The following is a 17,855-nucleotide window of genomic DNA, read 5'->3' as shown; positions in this document are numbered from 1 at the left end:
AAACTCGATTTAAACTTGTTTATTTTAAATTTTCCCAATACCAGCTGATAGCTTCTTTCAAGCCTTTTTCTATGGTATGGGTAGGTTTGTATCCTAATAATTTTTCTGCTTTTTCCACGGATGCCAGTGAGTGCGGGATATCACCGATACGGTTCGGACCGTATACAACATTCACATCAGCAATTTCCCCATCGAATTCGCTTAAATATTTTTTAAGGTATCCGATCAGATCATTCAATGTAGTACGGTCACCTACTGCTGTATTGTAAACGGTATTCACCGCTTCAGGGTTATCCGTAAGCATAGCCCGTTCATTCATCTGAATGACATTATCTATGTATGTGAAATCACGAGAATAATCTCCAGTCCCATTAATGGTAGGAGATTCGTGGCTGATTAACTGCTTTACAAATAAAGGAATCACAGCAGCATAAGCCCCGTTAGGATCCTGTCTGCGTCCAAATACATTGAAATACCTTAAACCAATGCACTGCATTCCGTAAGTTTTTCCAAAGACATCAGCATACAGTTCATTTACATATTTGGTAATGGCATATGGCGATAGCGGCTTCCCGATCACGTCCTCTACTTTAGGCAGTGATGCAGAGTCACCATATGTAGATGATGAAGCTGCGTATACAAAACGTTTTACTTTTGCATCACGGGCGGCAACCAGCATATTCAGAAAACCAGAAACGTTAACATCGTTACTTGTAACAGGATCTTTAATTGACCTCGGAACGGACCCTAATGCCGCCTGGTGCAATATGTAATCTACATTTTCTACAGCTTTCTGACAGACTTCCGGATCACGTATATCCCCTTCAATGAGTGTATAGTTTGGATTTTCAAGGAAAGGTGCGATATTATGACGGTGTCCTGTTGCAAAATTATCCAGGCAGACCACATTATAGCCTTTATTTAAAAAATACTCCGTTAAGTTAGAGCCAATAAAACCTGCTCCGCCTGTAATTAAAATTTTATGCATTTTTATGATTTAAAAATTTTATTCCACCAACTTTTTTTATCCTTGGTCTGACTGTAACCGTAGCCATAGCTGTAGTTATACCCATAACCTCCTGCGCGTCTTGTCACATCATTAACGATAAAGGATACATTATTCAGTTTAGAATCTCTTACAAGATCGTTGGCAAAGTCTATCAATATATTTTTTGAAACTCCGGATCTCACTACATATAAGGTTGCATCTGCAACATCCACAATACTCAGCGTATCTGAAACCAGCATAAGCGGTGCAGAGTCAATAACAATATAGGCATACTGGGAAGACATCTGCTCAATAAGCTTTTGGTATCTTCCATTGGAAAGCAGTTCCTGGGGATTGGGAGGAATGGCTCCGGCATAAATAATATCACATTCAGGATTGCTATAGGAGGTATGGATAAGCTCTGATACATCCACCGATTCATCATATAAAAATTCCGTAAGACCTTTTCTTTTTACAGGTTCACTGTCATACCGCTGGATCTGGGGATTACGAATATCCGAACCGATCAGAAGGGCTCTTCCGTTTTTATTCGCTATGGTAAGAGCTAGATTAACGGAGACCAAGGTTTTCCCCTCTCCTTTTACGGAAGAAGTCACCATGATTATTTTAGCCGAATCTTTTGTGGGTAAAACAAATTTAAGATTGGAAACAAGAACTCTGAACGCCTCTGCCAGCTCAGAGAAGTCATTTTTCTGTACCAAATGGTTTTCATCATCTTTTAAGGACGGTATATCCACCAGCACTCCCAATCCGGAACGCTCCTTAATATCATCTCTTGAATAAATTTTGTCATCTAAACTGAATAGCAGATAGAACATTGCAAAAGGGATCAATAATCCGAGGAAAAAAGCTCCTGCAAAAATAATGTCTTTTTTAGGTGATACCGGAATATCTTCTGTAAAGGCCGGATTGACAATTTTCGCTTTCGGTACATCTACTGATAGATTAATCGCATTCTCTTCCCTTTTTTGCAAAAGGAATAAAAAGAGCTGCTCTTTAAGATTTTGCTGACGTTCGATTCCTCTGTACACTTTAGTTTGTCCGGGAACTTTTTCTATAACACCATTGCTGTTTGTGATCTGATTTTGTAATTGGGCAATACCCGACTGTACGGTTGCTTTCTGCTCGCTTATATTATCGCGTATTATATCCTTTAAAGAGGCAATCTCCCTGTTCATTTCTATGACAGCAGGGTTTTCATTGGTTGCCTGCTTCATGGTCTTGTTTCTGGTGATAAGAAGTTGATTATACTGGGAAATAGACTGTTCCAGCGAAGCATTCAGCCCAAGATTGGAGGGCATAAGCTGGTTATTATTTTTTGAAGCTTCTGCTGTAAGTGAGTTTAGAAGATCCAGCTGCGTTTGCTGCTGAAGAAGAGCTTTAGTGTTTTCGCTTGTATTTTGCAGTGCCAGTTGTGCCTGTGCCTGCAAATCAACAATCCGGTTACGGTTCTGGAAATCTTCTTTCTCGTTTTCTACCCCGGAAAGATCCTTCGTGATAACTTCCAGTCTTTTATCAATAAACTCCTGCGTATTCACAGCCTGTAAATTTTTATCTCTCTGGCCGTCGAGATTATACTGTTTGGTGACTTCGTTGAGGATCGCCTCTGATTTTTCAGGAAGGGATCCTATCAGGGTGATTTCCATCAGCATGGATTTTTCATCCGGCAGGTTCACCTGTATTGTTTTTTCCAGCTTTTTTACCTTCTCAATGGGATTCGAAAAAACAATTTTATACTCTGATTTGGGAGTAATCGCAGAATTTCTCTGAAGTATCACTGTTCCAAAATCCAGCTGTACAGGAATATTAAATTTTCCTGCAACATCCTTTTTTTCGTTGTGAAGAATGAACTGGTCACCTTTTATTTCTGTCAGGGTGTAGAAAGAGGATACAAATTTTGCCTTGGTATAGGTTAATATCTTTGCAGTTATAGGAGCCTTGGTAAAAAGCTGCCAGTCTTTAATTTCTCCTGCATTGAAATATTCTACATTGAGATTAAGATTTTTCACAACCTGCATGAGTATGGGTCTTGAGTTCACCACTGCAGCCTCACTTTTCAGCTCATCCGCATTACCCAGGCCTATCCCGAGGTTATCAAGATCCGCCAGAGCGGAGGAAAGATCACTTGTTTTTTTATCAAATTTAAGGGTGGTTTTTGACTGATATTGAGGGACACTGTACCTAAGGTAAATGTAAGCACCTGTTACAAAAACCAAAATAGAAGCAATAAACCACGGCCATTTATAGAGGTATTGGGAAATGGTTTTTCTAATATTTAATTTTTCCTCTTTTGCCTGAAATTCTATCTGCTGCATATTTTATCGTCGTGTTAAAGCAATAATAAGCGTACCTGCCGTTAGTAATGCACCAATGATCTGGAATGTAAGAGCCCTGTTCGGATTGCTGTTTGCCTGAACCTGCTTATTTTTGTCCGGCTGCACATACAATATGTCGTTCTGCTTCATATAATAGTACGGTGAACTTACAATATCAGATCTGGTAAGATCAATATTAACAACCTGGTCTGCCCCGTCATCCCCTGTACGGATAAGCTTCACATGGGTACGGTCACCAAAATCCGTCATATCTCCTGCAAGTCCAAGTGCCTGAAAGACATTGATTTTCTGGGAAACACTTTCTTTCTGTCCCGGATTTTTCACTTCACCCAAAATACTTACATTAAAGTTTTTCAGATTGATTGATACCATAGGATCTGCGAGGTATCTCTTTAGGCGGGACTCCAGATCCTGCTTCAGCTGTACCTGAGTCATTCCTTTAACATATACATTTCCCAATACCGGAAAAGATATATTCCCTTCTTCGTTTACTAAATATTCACTTGGCTGCGCGTATTGATTTATCCCAGGACCGGACTCACTCCCAACTTTATTTGCTGTATTAAGGTTGAAAGGCTTTACAGCAAGTTCATCAAGCGCGGAAACAAGAATCAGGAGAACATCTCCTTCCTGAATATGCAGGCCCTGAAATTTTGCCTGGGTAACTTCCTCCTCCATATTATGGTTTGACATATATACCATATTCTGCTTGGGTTTACATGACAATAAAGTAACCGATAACAGGATTAGATACGTAATGATATTTCTATTCATATATTTTTTAATCTACTGATGTTAACGCTCAATTTTACAGAATATTATACTGGAGCGTATTACGAATATTTTTAATATATTATTATAATTTCACTAATATGTGATTTTTTAATATGCTGTACATTTTAAGACCAATCCTTTTCTATGCAATTTTCGTTCCGATTGAAACAATTTAATAAAAATATTTCATTATTTTTAAATTCTTTTTCACGTAATACAAACTATGTTACTGATAGACTTCATGTTCTGTTATTACATCAAGAATTTCAAATTCCGAATTTTTACTTATAAACTCCGGCACCATTCTCTTCAAAATCTTAACGACCTGCAAGCCGTCCTTTTTTATAGCCGCCCGCATTATCTGTTTACATAAAATCTCTATATCTTCAAATTCCATCAACGGATCTCTTGATATCATAATCTTTTCATGATGCGTGGCAATAGTAGTGGAATTGTCTGTTAAAAGCTCCTCATACAACTTTTCACCGGATCTTAAACCAATAAAATCAATTTTAATATCAACATCCGGTGTATACCCAGATAATTTTATCATTCTTTTTGCCAGATCCAGAATTTTAATAGGTTTACCCATATCAAAAACAAAAATTTCACCTCCTTTACCCATTGTTCCTGCCTGGAGCACCAATTCACAGGCTTCGGGAATTGTCATAAAGTAACGGATAATATCGGGATGGGTAATCGTCACCGGGCCCCCTTTTTCGATTTGTCTTTTGAAATGCGGAATTACAGAGCCGTTGGAGCCCAATACATTCCCAAATCGGGTGGTAATAAATCTTGTCGTATTGTATGAAGAGTTTTGTAAAGACTGTACAAAAAGTTCAGCAGCCCTCTTGGAAGCTCCCATTACATTGGTTGGGTTCACAGCTTTATCTGTGGATATCATCACAAAATAACCGACGTTATACTGTTTGGATAATAAAGCCAGGTTTCTGGTCCCTCCAATATTTACAAAAATGGCTTCGTGCGGATTGTCTTCTATTAAAGGGACATGCTTGTATGCCGCCGCATGATATACTATTGAAAAGTGGTAATCTTCAAATAATTTTTCAAGCCTGTACTGATTTGAGATATCTGCCAATACAAATTTGAAGTTCTGATTGGGAAATCTTTCCAGCAATTCAAGCTTCAGCTCATACAATGGAGATTCGGCCTGATCTACAACCACAATAAGTGAAGTCTCCAACTGGGCAACCTGCCTTACGATCTCACTTCCGATAGATCCGGCTCCCCCGGTCACCAAAACACTTTTATTAAAATGATGGCTTCTTACCTCTCCGCTTTCTATCTTTATGGGAGCCCGTTCAAGTAAATCTTCAATTTGCAGCGGACGGATATTTTCTACAATACCGTCTTCCTTAATTTTATTAACATCAGGCGCCTTTAGCACTTTCAATCCTTTATTTAATGCAAGAACTGTCCAGTCCTCCATTTCCGGCCTGCTCATCATTTCCCTGATTAAAACAGCATCGAAACGTTCCGCCAGGCGGTTATTTTTAAGAAGTTCTTTTTTATTATAAATTTTATGACCGAGAAGTACTGCTTTTTTAGAATCTGATCTTGCACTAAAAAATCCTGCCAGCTGATAAGCGTGACCGGGATTATGGATGATGGCATTTGCCAATGACACAGATTCATCTTCTACCCCTACAACCGCAATCCTTATTTTGGACGAACGGTCCTTGGAACCCATCAGAACACTAAAAAACTGTTTGGTAACCATCCTGAAAAAGAACATCAGAAAAATGGAAATAAAAAAACACAGGAAAAGAGCAGGATATAAATAAACAGAGCTCCCCAATACCAATTCTGAGATCAAATTAAGACCCAGCAATACAATAAGCGCAGTACCGGAAGACCACAGAATTCTAAAAAAATCAAAAAAAGTAGAATACCTTATAATTCCTGCATATGTTTTGAAAATAAGCATAAACAGAATATTCACCGCAATAATTGTAAGAATTTTTTCATTGAAATATTCAATAAAATTAATTTTTACATGCAGGTTTTTTAAGAACAGATATGTGATTAGGACAGAAAATGAAACTATTGAAATATCAATAAAAAAAACCAACCACCTAGGTACATATCTTAACTCTTTAATTTTAAAAATATTCACCATACTACAGAAGACCTAAAAAAATGTTACATTTTTATTAATTCAACATTTAGTGGTTTTACAATTAGCAAATATAATCAATTATAAGTAATATTTCACTATTTAATATTTCAAATTTAACAAAGTATAACACAAAAACAAGATTACGATCAATCTTTTTCACATTCATATTTTCTTTTATATTTCTTTGCATTTTTGGACGGAAATCGTATATCTCATTGCAATACAATATTTTTCGAAGCTTCAAACCGGAAATTGCAGATTTCCTTTGATAGAGATTTTATCTATAAGTATCCTGCTTCCGGGAACGATCGTATTAAATTTTAGTATTTCTTTTATCGTTAAGTTTCCTAAAGCCAAATTTGCCGGTATATTGATGGTCAGCACAACCGGAAAATCTGTTTTTAAAGAATATTACGTACCTTGGCTTAGTGTCAAAAAAGACAAATAGTTGACAAACAATTAATGAATTACAATTTGGACAATTACGTTTCTCCGATGAATTTCAGACATAAAGAATTGTTGGATTGTTATGTAAAAAATTGAAAAAAACCATAGAAATGAAACAACTGATTTTATTTTTAATCCCAATCATTTTTTTAATAAGCTGTAATTCTAAGGATGAAAAAATCAACAATGGAAAACCCGTAACAAATACCGAAAGCCCAGCCAGGAACGAACTCAAAATCATCGAACAAAACGGTAAATCTTTTTATGACTGGTATTTTAAAAATGATTTTCCAAACTGTGATATCATCAAAGATAAAAACGGAAAATGTCTTATGGATACCGTTTCCTATTTCAAAACTTTGAGAAACCTGGGCACTGTTTCGGAAAAATTCATCCGGCAGGAAAAGAAGAGGTTACAGACTTGTGCAGAATTTATGTCAGCTTTGGATTATTCGGAATTTGAAAGCGCAGATGCTTATGAATACGACGAATATTGTCCTGAAATTTATTATATGTACTGGATACACAGCCAGGAACCGCCCAACAGTTTCTCAGCGAAAAACATCAGAAAAACCAGTGACAATAAGGCTTCACTAGACATTTATGTAAATTATGGAGTAAATGATGAAGCTTTATCAAACATTACTTTGGAAAAAGAAAACAACATTTGGAAAATTACGGCAATCAAATTTATCAACCGGGAAGAAACACCTGTTAAAAAAGCCAATATCTCCGGAAAATGGCAAGGCGGAATTGCAGCATTGAATATTGATACTCATTCTTTGGCATTTGAATATCATGGACAATGTGTATATTTCTATCCCATCAAAAAAATAAACGAAAATGAGTTTGAAATGATTTGGGCAAGAGATATGGACTGTAAATTTGACAATGGAACCGGGAAAGATTTCGGACTGAAAAATATTCCTGAAATAGGGAAACCTTTTGCCAAATACAAACTTAAGGACAACATTCTCTATGCGGAATATTATTACAAGGAATGGGTAAAGAAATATACGGAACAAGTGCAGAAAGATGTTTTCACAGATAAATATTTCAGGAAAAATGAGTACAATTAAAATTCACCTTTTATTCATTGAACAAATTACTGACAATAATGAAAATCTTTCTTAGAACAATTTTGTCCCGGCTTCTTTTTTCGGAAGCTCCATTAATTTCTTTTCTTTAAATCTAAATTAATATGATGAAAATAAAATTGATCTTTTTCTTCCTGATAGTTATCACTCAAGCATTTGGACAAACATACCAAATGGTAAAAATTGATGATATAAAAATTAACGGAAGTATAAAATTGTTGACAACGGAAGCCGATTTCATAACCAAAATGGGTAAAGCTGAAAAAATAGCAGAAGATTTCCCGGGCTGTAGCAACTATGATGAAGAAGCGGGTAAAGGAACAAAATTTTTTATCTATACAAAAAATGGAATAAAATATTACGTTTATAATAAAAAAGCTGAATTTCAGGAAATTAATTTAAAAGATTATTCAGACAATTATATTTTAGTAAAAAAGCATAAAATTTCTAACAAAACTACTCTTACAGATTTAAAAAAAATGTTCCCTGTTGCCTATAAAAATTATAAAAAGGGGAAAGATGCTCATTTATTCAAACTAAAATTCAATCCGGAATGGGACGATGAAATTCAAATTGCGATTGAAAACGGAAAGGTCACCGCAATCTATTACTGGACACCTTGCTGACGAATAAAAATTACGGTCAATGTCAAAAGACAATGATAAAAAAGGTTTGCCGTATATCCGGCAAACCTTTTAAATTACTGAATCTCAATTAATCTCGGTGCTTGAGTCTTTGCATCTTCCTTTTTTGGAATTGTAAGTCTTAATACACCGTTCTCATATTTAGCTTCAATATTTTCGTCATCTACGACATCTTTTGCAAGTTCGAAACTGCGCTGAAAAGATTGGTAGCTAAATTCTTTCCGGGTAAATTTCCCATTATTTTCTTCATCTTTATCTTCCCTGGAAGATGAAATGGTAAGCAGGTTGCCGTTCAGGGTGATTTTAAAATCCTCTTTCTGCATACCCGGTGCTGCAACTTCCACTTCAAAAGCTTCTTCACGTTCTTTAATATTCACGGACGGAAGCGTTGTTTGTGAAGCAGAAAAATTAGTATTGCCCCAATTAAACAGTTCGCGGTTGAAAAAATCGTCGAACAGTGAACGTGGATTGGCAGGGAGCAAACTGCCATTGTTTCTTTTCACGATTGTTGTCATAACAAACAAATTTTAAAGGTTAAACAATATTTAATGATTTCACTTTTTCAAAAACACAAAATATACCAACCCCTATTAATATGAAAAATTGTCATAAAAGAGGATTAATTGAGTGACAAATTTTCATAATACACTATGATTAAGTATGTTACGAAACAAATTAATTCTTTTGTTGTTCAGAGCTTTGTTATCTCACAGGAAAACGAGGGAAAATTGCTTTTTGTTTGATCAAATCGTTTTCAGATATAGTTCCTGCACTTCCTCTGCTGAAAAATTTTTGGAAGGCAAATTCTGAATCAACTCGCCTTGCTTCATAATGCCAATATGGGTTGCAACGTTTACGGCATTGAAAATATCGTGCGTAGCCATAAAAACAGTTCTGCCCTCTTTCCCAAACTGACGGACAATTTCGGTAAATTCTGCTGTGGCAATAGGATCCAAACCACTGGTAGGCTCATCCAGTAAAAGTACTTTTGCATCTTTTGCCAATGCAATGGCAATACCTACTTTCTGACGCATACCCTTAGAATATCCTCCCAGGTCTTTATAATAGGCACTCTCCTGAAGCCCGGTCCGTTTCAGAAATGCAGCCAGTTCATCTTTAGTATAATTGAATCCTGCAATCTGTGAGAAAAAATCCAGGTTTTCTATTCCGCTGAGATTAGGATATAATAAAACCGTTTCGGGAATATAAGCTAAATGTTTTTTGATTTCCTGAGGATGGTCTTTAACGGAAATATTATTAATAAAAGCATCTCCCGAAGTCGCTTTGATAAGACCTAAAAGAATATTGATCGTGGTACTTTTCCCGGCTCCGTTTTGTCCCAGAAGAGCATAAATTTCCCCTTTTCCCACTTCCAGATCAAGTGATTGCAGGGCAGTAAAATCATTGTATTTTTTATGTAGCTGAATTGTTTTTAGCATAATTTTCTGAATTTATTTTGTGAAAGAATGATGAGTAAGGTAATGATGATAAAGAAAGGTGAGAATATTTTAAGCAGGCTCCAACTGTCAGGTTCCCGGAAAGATTGTACCGTCTGTAAATTCCAGTCTACAGAATCTGCATTTTTACCTGAAAAAACAAGCGGATAAAAAAACAGTCGTTTTTGTTCATGGAATTTCTGAAGTGCCGAACTATATTTCAGGTGATTATCCATACCCGTTCCTGCCAATTGGCTTTCTGTAAGCTGGGTGTGAATGTTAGGAAGAAAATATCCCAGAATCTCTGCAGCCCGGTTTCGTTTTTTCATTTTTTCCCTGTATTGCTCCGACGATAACGAAGCCTCAAGATCTCCCATGTGCTGCATTGCATAATACCAGGTCCAGGTAAAACTGTCATTTTCCTCAACCGTAAATTTCCTGAACTGCGGGTACGCTTTGTAAAATTTCTCCATGGTTGGCTGTTTCGCTTCATCCCATTTATTGTGGTATCCTTCCCGTTGCTGCATGACCGCTTTTAAGGATTCCTGAACGGGATAGCTTTTTTGAATGATCATATTGCTGCTCATCGGAATAATAAAATTCATTCCTACCCAGACGATCAGTAAAATCAATGCATTCTGAGCAGAAGATTTCCTAAACGAAATAATCCACCGACACAGCGCAAACCAGAAAATGATATACAGCCATCCTGAAAGAATAAAAACGGCAAAAGCTTTATTTATGGGAATTGAAATCCAGATACCTGCCAGAAGAATCAACACCAGATAAACTGCACTCACGGCAATACATCTGATTAATAATTTCATATCCAGCAGTTTACCCAAATGCCTGCTTTGTACAGAAAGCAATTTCCATCTGCCACTTTCCTCTTCCTCAGAAATCAGATTGTAACAGAAAGCAACAATAATGAGCGGAAAAAGGAAAACCAGTACAAAACTGAAATCAAAATTACCAACCGCCGCATTGGCAGGATTATAAAAATCGGCATTATAACGCTGCTCTTCCAGATTCCGCATCGTAACCCCCTGTATGGAGGGATTCAGGTCACGCATACCCATATTAAGTGCGGCAAGCTCCGGAGTTTCGTTAATGAGGTTGAATTTGATATAATACAAGATCAATCCTAAATCATCTTTATGATATTTTACATTTTTCTCAATACTTTCTTTCTGAAACTGTTCACTTTTCGCAATTATATCCTGATTTCTATCCAGAAATTTTTTGCCTGTATAAATCGCCATTATACCTGCCAGCAATAAGAAAACCAAGGCAGCTGTATAAGCTTTGTTGCGATAAAACTGTTTGTATAAATAATTCTTCATTTTAAATTAATTTTAAGTTCCGACCGGCTGTTTCAATCATAAGCACACACACCATCAGCCAAAATAAAAGAGCTGCAGCAGGCATCCACTGCTCCCTGATACTTTTGGAAAATGAGGTGTACTGATAATTGAAATCAGGGAATTTTTTCCAGTTGTCTCCTTCAATGATGGCGGGAGGACCTCCTTTTTCGGGCTTCACATTGCTTATTTTTTCTATCTGCAGATCGTTAAGTTTCTGAGCCATTTTATACCGGTAGTCTTCTGCCTGTTCCTGAAATTCGGTGTAAGAAAAGTAATCCGTTCCTGAAGCGGTCATTGAGAAATTTTTAACAGCAATCATCGGATCAATAAAAGCGCTTATATCTGAAAATCGCTGCTGATTATAATACTTTTCCTCCAGTTCTTTTTGATGCCTGATGTAAATCCGGGAACTTATTTTCTCTCCTTCTTTCATCACAAAACCGCTGTAATTGAAAGGCAGTTCGCTCGTTGTTTCTACTTTATAATGTCCTAAAAGTGAATCTTTGATCTTTTTAAAATGAGGATCATCAGGATTATGGCTGTCCCCGGCTTTCAGAATATCTTTTTCTAACAGGGTTTCAAAAGCTATCCTGGAAGGGGTCGGATAAAAATTCTGTGCCGCAAATTGAATTCCTTTAGGTAAAAAAATAACCAGGATCAGCCAGCTTCCGATAAGGCTTACCAACGCCGATGAAGCAGTTGTACTGTATGCAGAAACCAAAACTGCAAGACTGGAAACAAAAAAATAATACACCATATAGGCAGGCAGAATGGCCAGCATTCTAAAAACAATATCAGTCCATGGTGCAGCTTCTGAAAGTACCACAGCAACAAACACTACAGGTAAAACAGGCAATAAAAACAATAATGAAAACTGCCACAGCCCTAAAACCTTTCCCCAGATGATTTGTCTGCCCGATGCTCCCTGGGTACTGAGTATTTTTAAGATAGCATCTTCCCGTTCGCGGGCAATCAACCCAAAACCTAAAAATAAGATGATAAGCGGAACAAGACACTGCAGCATAAAAGCACTGCTAAAGGCACCGAAGCGCACCAAAATGCCGGAGCTGCCCGCTTCCGAAAGATTGGCAGAATTTTGTTTGTGAGCTTCCAGGAAAATAACATTTCCCAGATAATCATCCAATCCGTTGTCAAAAATACTCAATGGATGCCCCATTCTGAAAACGAGATACCCGTAATGTGCCATTCTGTGCGGGTGTTTTGCGGGCCTGTGCTCCCACTGTTCCCGTACTTCTTTGCGGTATTTTGCGATTTGAGAATTTGTCGCTTTATATTTTGTAAATCCGATACCGATGCTCAGCATGCAAAACAGAAGAACGGTTATGGTAATCAGCAGGTTTTGTTTTCCTTTCATCAGGTCCTGCCTAGTTTTCCTGATGATCAGATGTAAAGTGGATGTAGCCATTGTTTAAAATTTATAAGCAGCCGTTACTAAATAATTTCTTGGAGAGCCCGGAAATAATCTAAGATAATTCTGAGCCCCGATCCAGTACGACGTGTTGGTTATATTATTCACATTAACAGATAGTTGAAATTTTGATTTTAAAAACGTATAATACAATGCAGCATCTAATGTTGTATAAGCAGGAAGTTCAAAACTTCTCGTAAACCAGGGGATTTTTGAACTTTGATACAGCACGCCCAATCCCACTCCAAAATCTTTTAATGCATTGATATTTGAAAAATTATATCGTGTCCAGACGTTTACTGAATTTTTAGAAGTATTTTCTTTCCTTTTCCCGAGCAGATCAGAATTTGCATCATTTATAATTTTTGCGTCGATATAGCTGTAACCGCCGTAAATATGCCATTGTGGAAGAATATATCCTGTAAACTCAGCTTCAAAACCCCGGCTCCGGTCGGCTCCGCGCTGTATTAATTCATCAGGCTGCGCAGGGTTGTTGGCATTTATTAAAATATTCTTCTGGTTAATTTCATAAACCGCCATGCTTACCGAAAACTTCCCGAGAAAATGGCCTTTTATCCCGAATTCCTTTAAATCTGAAGTTAAAGGCTTGAATTTTGCCGCTGATTTGGAACCCGTAAAACTTCCCGTGTTAGGCATTAATGTTACTGTATTCGATTGTGGCTGATATCCTGTAAGATAGGTTCCGTACACATTAATATCATCTGTAATGCTGTAGGTAATCCCCAGTCTGTAAAGCAGTTTAGCATTCTTGAATGACGTTTCCTCAGATTTTTTAAAGTTGGTAACATCCCGAAACCATTCCTGACGGATTCCAGATAGTACTTTTAATTTTTTCCACGTAAAAAGATGCTGAATATAACCTGCATGAGTAGTTGTAAGAGCAGAAGGCAAGGCTGTCATTACATTCATTGTATAAAAATCTGTGCCTTGATGGTTTTGTGCCCCGGGAGTCAGATCAAAAGGCGCAACATTAGGTTTGGGCAATAAAATTCCGTTATAATTAATGGTTTGATATTGGTCTGCCAGAGCCGGATTATAAGAGGAAGCCACCGAGCCGTCTTTCAGCATAAAGCCTCTTGCCGCATTTTGTTGCCCGCCATCCCGTTTTTCCCAGACCTGGGTATCATAACCCATTAAGGCCTGATGCTCAACTTGCCCGGTTTTAAAATTAAAATTGAAATAAGCGTTCAAATTATCCACTTCCCAGTTCTGTTTTCGCTGAATAAACTGCATCATTGCCAGACTTGGAATAGGATTATTATTCATATCGGGCACAAAAGCATTGGTTGTACGGTGTTCTTCCAGGTTTTCACGCCAAAACTGCTTCATATAAGAAGCGTTGAAACTCAAATTTTTATTAAAATGATGAGCGAGCGAGCCCATAATGATGAGTTCATTTGTTTTAAAATAATCACCGGGAGCACCGAGATTTAAGCTTTTGGGTGTACTGTTAAGATCTGTTTTTCCTGCCACCGCTCCAAAAACAGGCTGCCCGCGATCCAGATTTCCGTGAAGATCGTTATAGATCAACTCTACATTCAGAGAAGTTTTTTCATTGGGAATGTAGGTGATTGATGGAGAAAGTAAAACTCCACTGTTATTCACATGATCTCTAAAGGATTTTGCCTTTTGATAGGCTCCGTTAAAGCGGTACAATAAGGTTTTGCTCTTGTTCAAAGGGCCTGTAAGATCTGTGGTCGTTCTATAAGTATCAAAACTTCCGCCTGAAAAACTGACTTCATGGCGAGGGTTGAGCAATGGCTTTTTGGTAACCATATTAATCGTACCTCCGGGATCAACGCTGGACATGGTAATGCTTGCCGGACCTTTAAAAACCTCCACACGTTCAATATTGGAAGTCATCGGCTGAAGAAAATAGTATTGTCTCGTTCTCAATCCGTTAATAATCTGCCCTTCTTCATTTTGACTGATTCCCCGGATATTATATTGATTGTAGTAGCTGGACGGTGAAACACCGGTCACATTTTTCATCACATCACCAAGCTGAAATGCCTGCCGGTCATTCATCAGCTCTTTGGTGACGGTATTTAAGGTTAAGGGTAAATCTTTATTCTTCATGGCTATTTTGGTAGCGGCAAAAGAATAACCGGAAGTATAATCTTTGGATTTTCGTCCAATAATCTCAACGGTTTGTATGGTTGCAGCAACCGAATCTTTTTCTGTCTTCTGAGCTATAAAAAGAGATGAATAGAGTGTAAGGCCCGCTATAGAAAGTCTTGATTTTTTATGGGAAACAAACTGAATTATTCCCCAATCATTATAGTTGATGTTCATTAAAAAAGAATGATACTGACACTGAATAATGCCAAATATTAATAAAAAGAAGTTTTGTGATCAATTAACACACAAAATTCCACGGATATTGTCCTACAGATCAAAAAATCTGCATTCTTTAATTATAGTAAAATAAGAATATTATGCTACCGCTACAGAAGAAAACGGCGGAGCCCGGGAGCTGAAATAGTCGAGTAAACAACGATAGGTAATGGCCTTCGGATGAGGCAGTTCATTATCTTTTAAAGTACTGAGCGGGAATTCAATGGCTAAATGTTCGGGTAAAAGAACATGATGCATCTGCATATGAAGAGCACACTGACAGTCATCATCCTGAGAAATGGTGGAGCCTTTTGGTGCTTTAGATCCTTTTGATTCAGCAGAAAAATTTTTGGTATGTCTGGCATGATCAAAACAAACACTCATCCCGCTGACGTTGTAAAAAAACAGCATCAGTAAAGAAAAAACAAAAAATTTTTTGAGTGATTTATGCATATTGAAGGGGCAAAAGTACAATATTTTTTTTTAAAATTTCCTTTGAGAAGACTGTATTCTTATCAAAGCGACCGGTGGTATTCTTTTCGGAGTTTCATCCACCTGCTTTTTTATTATTTCAAAAGAAAGTCTGTTTGACGATGAAATATGACCTTCACTATGATCCAATGTTGAGATCTGGTATTTCGTCTTAGATAAATTCAACAATAAAAGATTAACGTCTAATAAATTTAAAAATTCAGGATAAAGAAGTATATAATTTCACCTCAAAAACTGTTGTAGGTTTATTGCCGCATTTATATGTAAAACCTTAAATGCAAAAAAAAGTCTCACTAAAAAGTGAGACTTTGTCTTATGTAGAAATATATAAAATTCTATGGTTTAGAAATAATTTTTCCTGTTTGAACTTTACCATCTTTACCTTGTATCTGGTAAAAATAAATTCCGGCAGGAAGATTTAACTGAACTGAGCTTAAAGTTTCATTTAACACTTTCCCTAAAACTCTTGTTCCCGCAGCATTATAAATTGTAAGATCCGATCCTTTGCTTTTATCATCCAGCTTCACATTCAGAACTGATGAAAAAGGGTTAGGATAAACAGCAGCTGTTTCTTTATTTTTAACAGCAGAACTCACTGATAAAGAGCTGTTACATCCGGCTGTCATTTGAGCATTAATACCAACCGTGTTGATCGCACCGCTTGTACTTAATACACGACCTTCAATAGTAGAACCAATATTCATATTAATTGCTCCATTATTTCCAATCACAGTCCCTTTAAAGCTTGCATAATCGTTAAGACTCACAGCCCCGTCAATTTTCCAGAATACATTTTTTGCCTGGGCTCCGTTCTGTAAAACTACAGAAGCATACGTACTTGTGGAAAGAGCACCATTTATCTTTATTACAAAAACAGCATCCGGATTATTTTGAGCGTTTAAAAATACCGTACCGTTAAGAACTGTTGCACCATTTAATTGATAAGTGTGAGGTGTAAGTACCAGATTCTGACCAAATGCAGCTGGATAAAGCAATTCAATATCAGTTGGAAGGGTATTTAAAAAAGCATATACGTTGCTTAAATCTAAGGCGCATATTGCCGTTGATGTGTCCGGGTTTGCATGTATAGTACCTGCAACATTAAGAGCAGAAAAACCTGTGGTAAGACCCAGATTAGAACCTATATCACCCGTCACAAAAGAAACCCCTGTGTTGGTAACCGTACCATTACCTGTAAAAATGGTATAACACGCAACACTATTCAAAACCGGTTGAGCCGGTCCTGTTAAAATCAAGCTTCCACAACCAATCGGTTTTCTCACAGTAACACCGGATACTGTAACAGCTCCCGTTGTAGAAAGCGCACGACCTTCCAGTGATGTTCCTGTATTGAGTATGATAGCCGCATTATTTGCGATAACCGTACCTTTCATTGATGTGTTGGATGCCAAGTCAACCAATCCTTCCACTTTCCAGAATACATTACATGCCAAAGCACCATTTGTAAGCAATACCTGCGCTCCGGCTGCCGAAGAAAAAGCACCCTGAATTTTAAATATAAAAACAGAATTCGCATTTCCTCCACCATCAAGGGTCAAGGTATTATTTAATGTAGCACTTTGTCCGATAGAATAAGTTCCCGCGGTCAATGTTTGTCCGTTACCCAATAATGGTGCAGGAAAGAAATTGGGTATAGCTGAATTCAATTGATTGTATGCAATCGTTAACGCTGCTGCTGCTGTAGCTGTAGCACCGTCTGCATCATGCATTACACCATCTACGTTACCGAAATTTGTACTTGAGCCATTATTAGTTCCCACATTACCCGTCAATTGGGATAAACCGGTATTACTTACTGCACCATTTGATGAAAAAAGCGCAAAATCTGCAGCAGCACCAAGCATCGGTGCCTGGGCAAACACTACTGCAGTAATCATTACTGCTATAGAGAATATGAATTGTATAATTTTTATCATAATACTATTATTTTTTGTAAATATTAAATCATTTACAATTACAAATATACAAATAAATACAATACAAATAATATTATTTTAATATATTTTCAAATAAATAAACAAATTGTTAAAAATAAATAAAACATATTGTTATAATTTTGAAAAAAATATAATTTATAATTATTATAATAAAATTAATAAAAATTTAAATAATTATAAATATTAAATTATTCAATATCGATTTATAAATTCTAGTTTCTCATAGCCGATACATTGTCAACAATGGTTTCTCTTTAGGATTTTAAGCTGGACAAACTTTAGCTTCTATGTAATTAAAATCAAACTTCAACTTTCAAACAAAAGAAAACTCCTATAAATACAGGAGTTTTCTTTTATTATCGAAATATTTA

At 36.8% G+C, this 17,855-nt stretch carries 13 protein-coding genes; 2 read left to right on the top strand and 11 right to left on the bottom strand.

The features are described 5' to 3' along the window. Positions 1-19 precede the first annotated feature (19 nt). From IX38_RS12705 to IX38_RS12690, 4 genes are all read right to left on the bottom strand, one after another. Entirely contained in the window at positions 20-988 is a 969-nt protein-coding gene (locus IX38_RS12705) for an SDR family oxidoreductase (protein WP_034705576.1), read from the bottom strand. Positions 989-990: 2 nt separating this feature from the next. Further along, positions 991-3,324 carry a GumC family protein gene (locus IX38_RS12700; protein ID WP_034705574.1) on the bottom strand — a complete coding sequence of 778 codons (2,334 nt, stop codon included), beginning with the start codon at positions 3,322-3,324 and terminating at the stop codon, positions 991-993. A 3-nt stretch (positions 3,325-3,327) separates the two neighbouring features. Continuing rightward, positions 3,328-4,038, bottom strand: coding sequence for a polysaccharide biosynthesis/export family protein (locus IX38_RS12695; protein ID WP_228377952.1), 711 nt, complete (start codon positions 4,036-4,038; stop codon positions 3,328-3,330). A gap of 307 nt (positions 4,039-4,345) precedes the next feature. Continuing rightward, the gene (locus IX38_RS12690) at positions 4,346-6,259 is read right to left on the bottom strand and encodes a polysaccharide biosynthesis protein (protein ID WP_034705570.1); all 1,914 of its coding nucleotides are present in this window, start codon (positions 6,257-6,259) and stop codon (positions 4,346-4,348) included. 557 nt (positions 6,260-6,816) lie between these two features. Between IX38_RS12690 and IX38_RS12680 the strand changes: the two genes are divergently transcribed. After that, the gene (locus tag IX38_RS12680) at positions 6,817-7,785 is read left to right on the top strand and encodes a hypothetical protein (RefSeq protein ID WP_034705568.1); all 969 of its coding nucleotides are present in this window, start codon (positions 6,817-6,819) and stop codon (positions 7,783-7,785) included. Positions 7,786-7,976: 191 nt separating this feature from the next. Continuing rightward, positions 7,977-8,429, top strand: a complete 453-nt coding sequence (locus tag IX38_RS12675) for a hypothetical protein (RefSeq protein WP_228377951.1) — start codon at positions 7,977-7,979, stop codon at positions 8,427-8,429. A gap of 74 nt (positions 8,430-8,503) precedes the next feature. Here the strand turns inward: IX38_RS12675 and IX38_RS12670 are convergent, their stop codons facing one another. From IX38_RS12670 to IX38_RS21985, 7 genes are all read right to left on the bottom strand, one after another. Further along, positions 8,504-8,962: an Hsp20/alpha crystallin family protein gene (locus IX38_RS12670; protein WP_034705563.1), complete on the bottom strand. Its 459-nt coding sequence runs from the start codon at positions 8,960-8,962 to the stop codon at positions 8,504-8,506. Positions 8,963-9,190: 228 nt separating this feature from the next. Beyond that, positions 9,191-9,886 (bottom strand): ABC transporter ATP-binding protein, encoded by a 696-nt coding sequence (locus tag IX38_RS12665; RefSeq protein ID WP_034705561.1) that lies wholly within the window; start codon positions 9,884-9,886, stop codon positions 9,191-9,193. Then, complete coding sequence (locus tag IX38_RS12660) at positions 9,880-11,226, bottom strand: DUF3526 domain-containing protein (protein WP_034705559.1); 1,347 nt, start codon at positions 11,224-11,226, stop codon at positions 9,880-9,882. The genes IX38_RS12665 and IX38_RS12660 overlap by 7 nt, the downstream gene beginning before the upstream one ends. Before the next feature lies 1 nt (position 11,227). Beyond that, entirely contained in the window at positions 11,228-12,673 is a 1,446-nt protein-coding gene (locus tag IX38_RS12655; protein ID WP_034705558.1) for an ABC transporter permease, read from the bottom strand. A gap of 3 nt (positions 12,674-12,676) precedes the next feature. Then, on the bottom strand, positions 12,677-14,992 hold the full coding sequence (locus tag IX38_RS12650; protein WP_051884721.1) for a TonB-dependent siderophore receptor: 2,316 nt from the start codon (positions 14,990-14,992) through the stop codon (positions 12,677-12,679). A 141-nt stretch (positions 14,993-15,133) separates the two neighbouring features. After that, on the bottom strand, positions 15,134-15,418 hold the full coding sequence (locus tag IX38_RS12645; RefSeq protein ID WP_131368683.1) for a hypothetical protein: 285 nt from the start codon (positions 15,416-15,418) through the stop codon (positions 15,134-15,136). Between the two features lie 443 nt (positions 15,419-15,861). After that, entirely contained in the window at positions 15,862-17,463 is a 1,602-nt protein-coding gene (locus tag IX38_RS21985; RefSeq protein ID WP_051884719.1) for an ice-binding family protein, read from the bottom strand. Positions 17,464-17,855: the final 392 nt, after the last annotated feature.

Source organism: Chryseobacterium luteum, assembly GCF_000737785.1.
Classification (GTDB): Bacteria; Bacteroidota; Bacteroidia; order Flavobacteriales; family Weeksellaceae; genus Chryseobacterium; species Chryseobacterium luteum.
The sequence above is the reverse complement of the archived record's forward strand: the minus strand, read 5'-3'. Positions and strand labels throughout refer to the sequence as shown.

Excerpts from the sequence above, each read along its gene's own strand:
- IX38_RS12665 (WP_034705561.1), bottom strand. The coding sequence starts at position 9,886 with ATGCTAAAAACAATTCAGCTACATAAAAAATACAATGATTTTACTGCC.
- IX38_RS12655 (WP_034705558.1), bottom strand. The coding sequence starts at position 12,673 with ATGGCTACATCCACTTTACATCTGATCATCAGGAAAACTAGGCAGGAC.
- IX38_RS12700 (WP_034705574.1), bottom strand. The coding sequence starts at position 3,324 with ATGCAGCAGATAGAATTTCAGGCAAAAGAGGAAAAATTAAATATTAGA.
- IX38_RS12660 (WP_034705559.1), bottom strand. The coding sequence starts at position 11,226 with ATGAAGAATTATTTATACAAACAGTTTTATCGCAACAAAGCTTATACA.
- IX38_RS12705 (WP_034705576.1), bottom strand. The coding sequence starts at position 988 with ATGCATAAAATTTTAATTACAGGCGGAGCAGGTTTTATTGGCTCTAAC.
- IX38_RS12645 (WP_131368683.1), bottom strand. The coding sequence starts at position 15,418 with ATGAGTGTTTGTTTTGATCATGCCAGACATACCAAAAATTTTTCTGCT.
- IX38_RS12675 (WP_228377951.1), top strand. The coding sequence starts at position 7,977 with ATGGTAAAAATTGATGATATAAAAATTAACGGAAGTATAAAATTGTTG.
- IX38_RS12650 (WP_051884721.1), bottom strand. The coding sequence starts at position 14,992 with ATGAACATCAACTATAATGATTGGGGAATAATTCAGTTTGTTTCCCAT.
- IX38_RS21985 (WP_051884719.1), bottom strand. The coding sequence starts at position 17,463 with ATGATAAAAATTATACAATTCATATTCTCTATAGCAGTAATGATTACT.
- IX38_RS12680 (WP_034705568.1), top strand. The coding sequence starts at position 6,817 with ATGAAACAACTGATTTTATTTTTAATCCCAATCATTTTTTTAATAAGC.
- IX38_RS12690 (WP_034705570.1), bottom strand. The coding sequence starts at position 6,259 with ATGGTGAATATTTTTAAAATTAAAGAGTTAAGATATGTACCTAGGTGG.
- IX38_RS12670 (WP_034705563.1), bottom strand. The coding sequence starts at position 8,962 with ATGACAACAATCGTGAAAAGAAACAATGGCAGTTTGCTCCCTGCCAAT.
- IX38_RS12695 (WP_228377952.1), bottom strand. The coding sequence starts at position 4,038 with ATGTCAAACCATAATATGGAGGAGGAAGTTACCCAGGCAAAATTTCAG.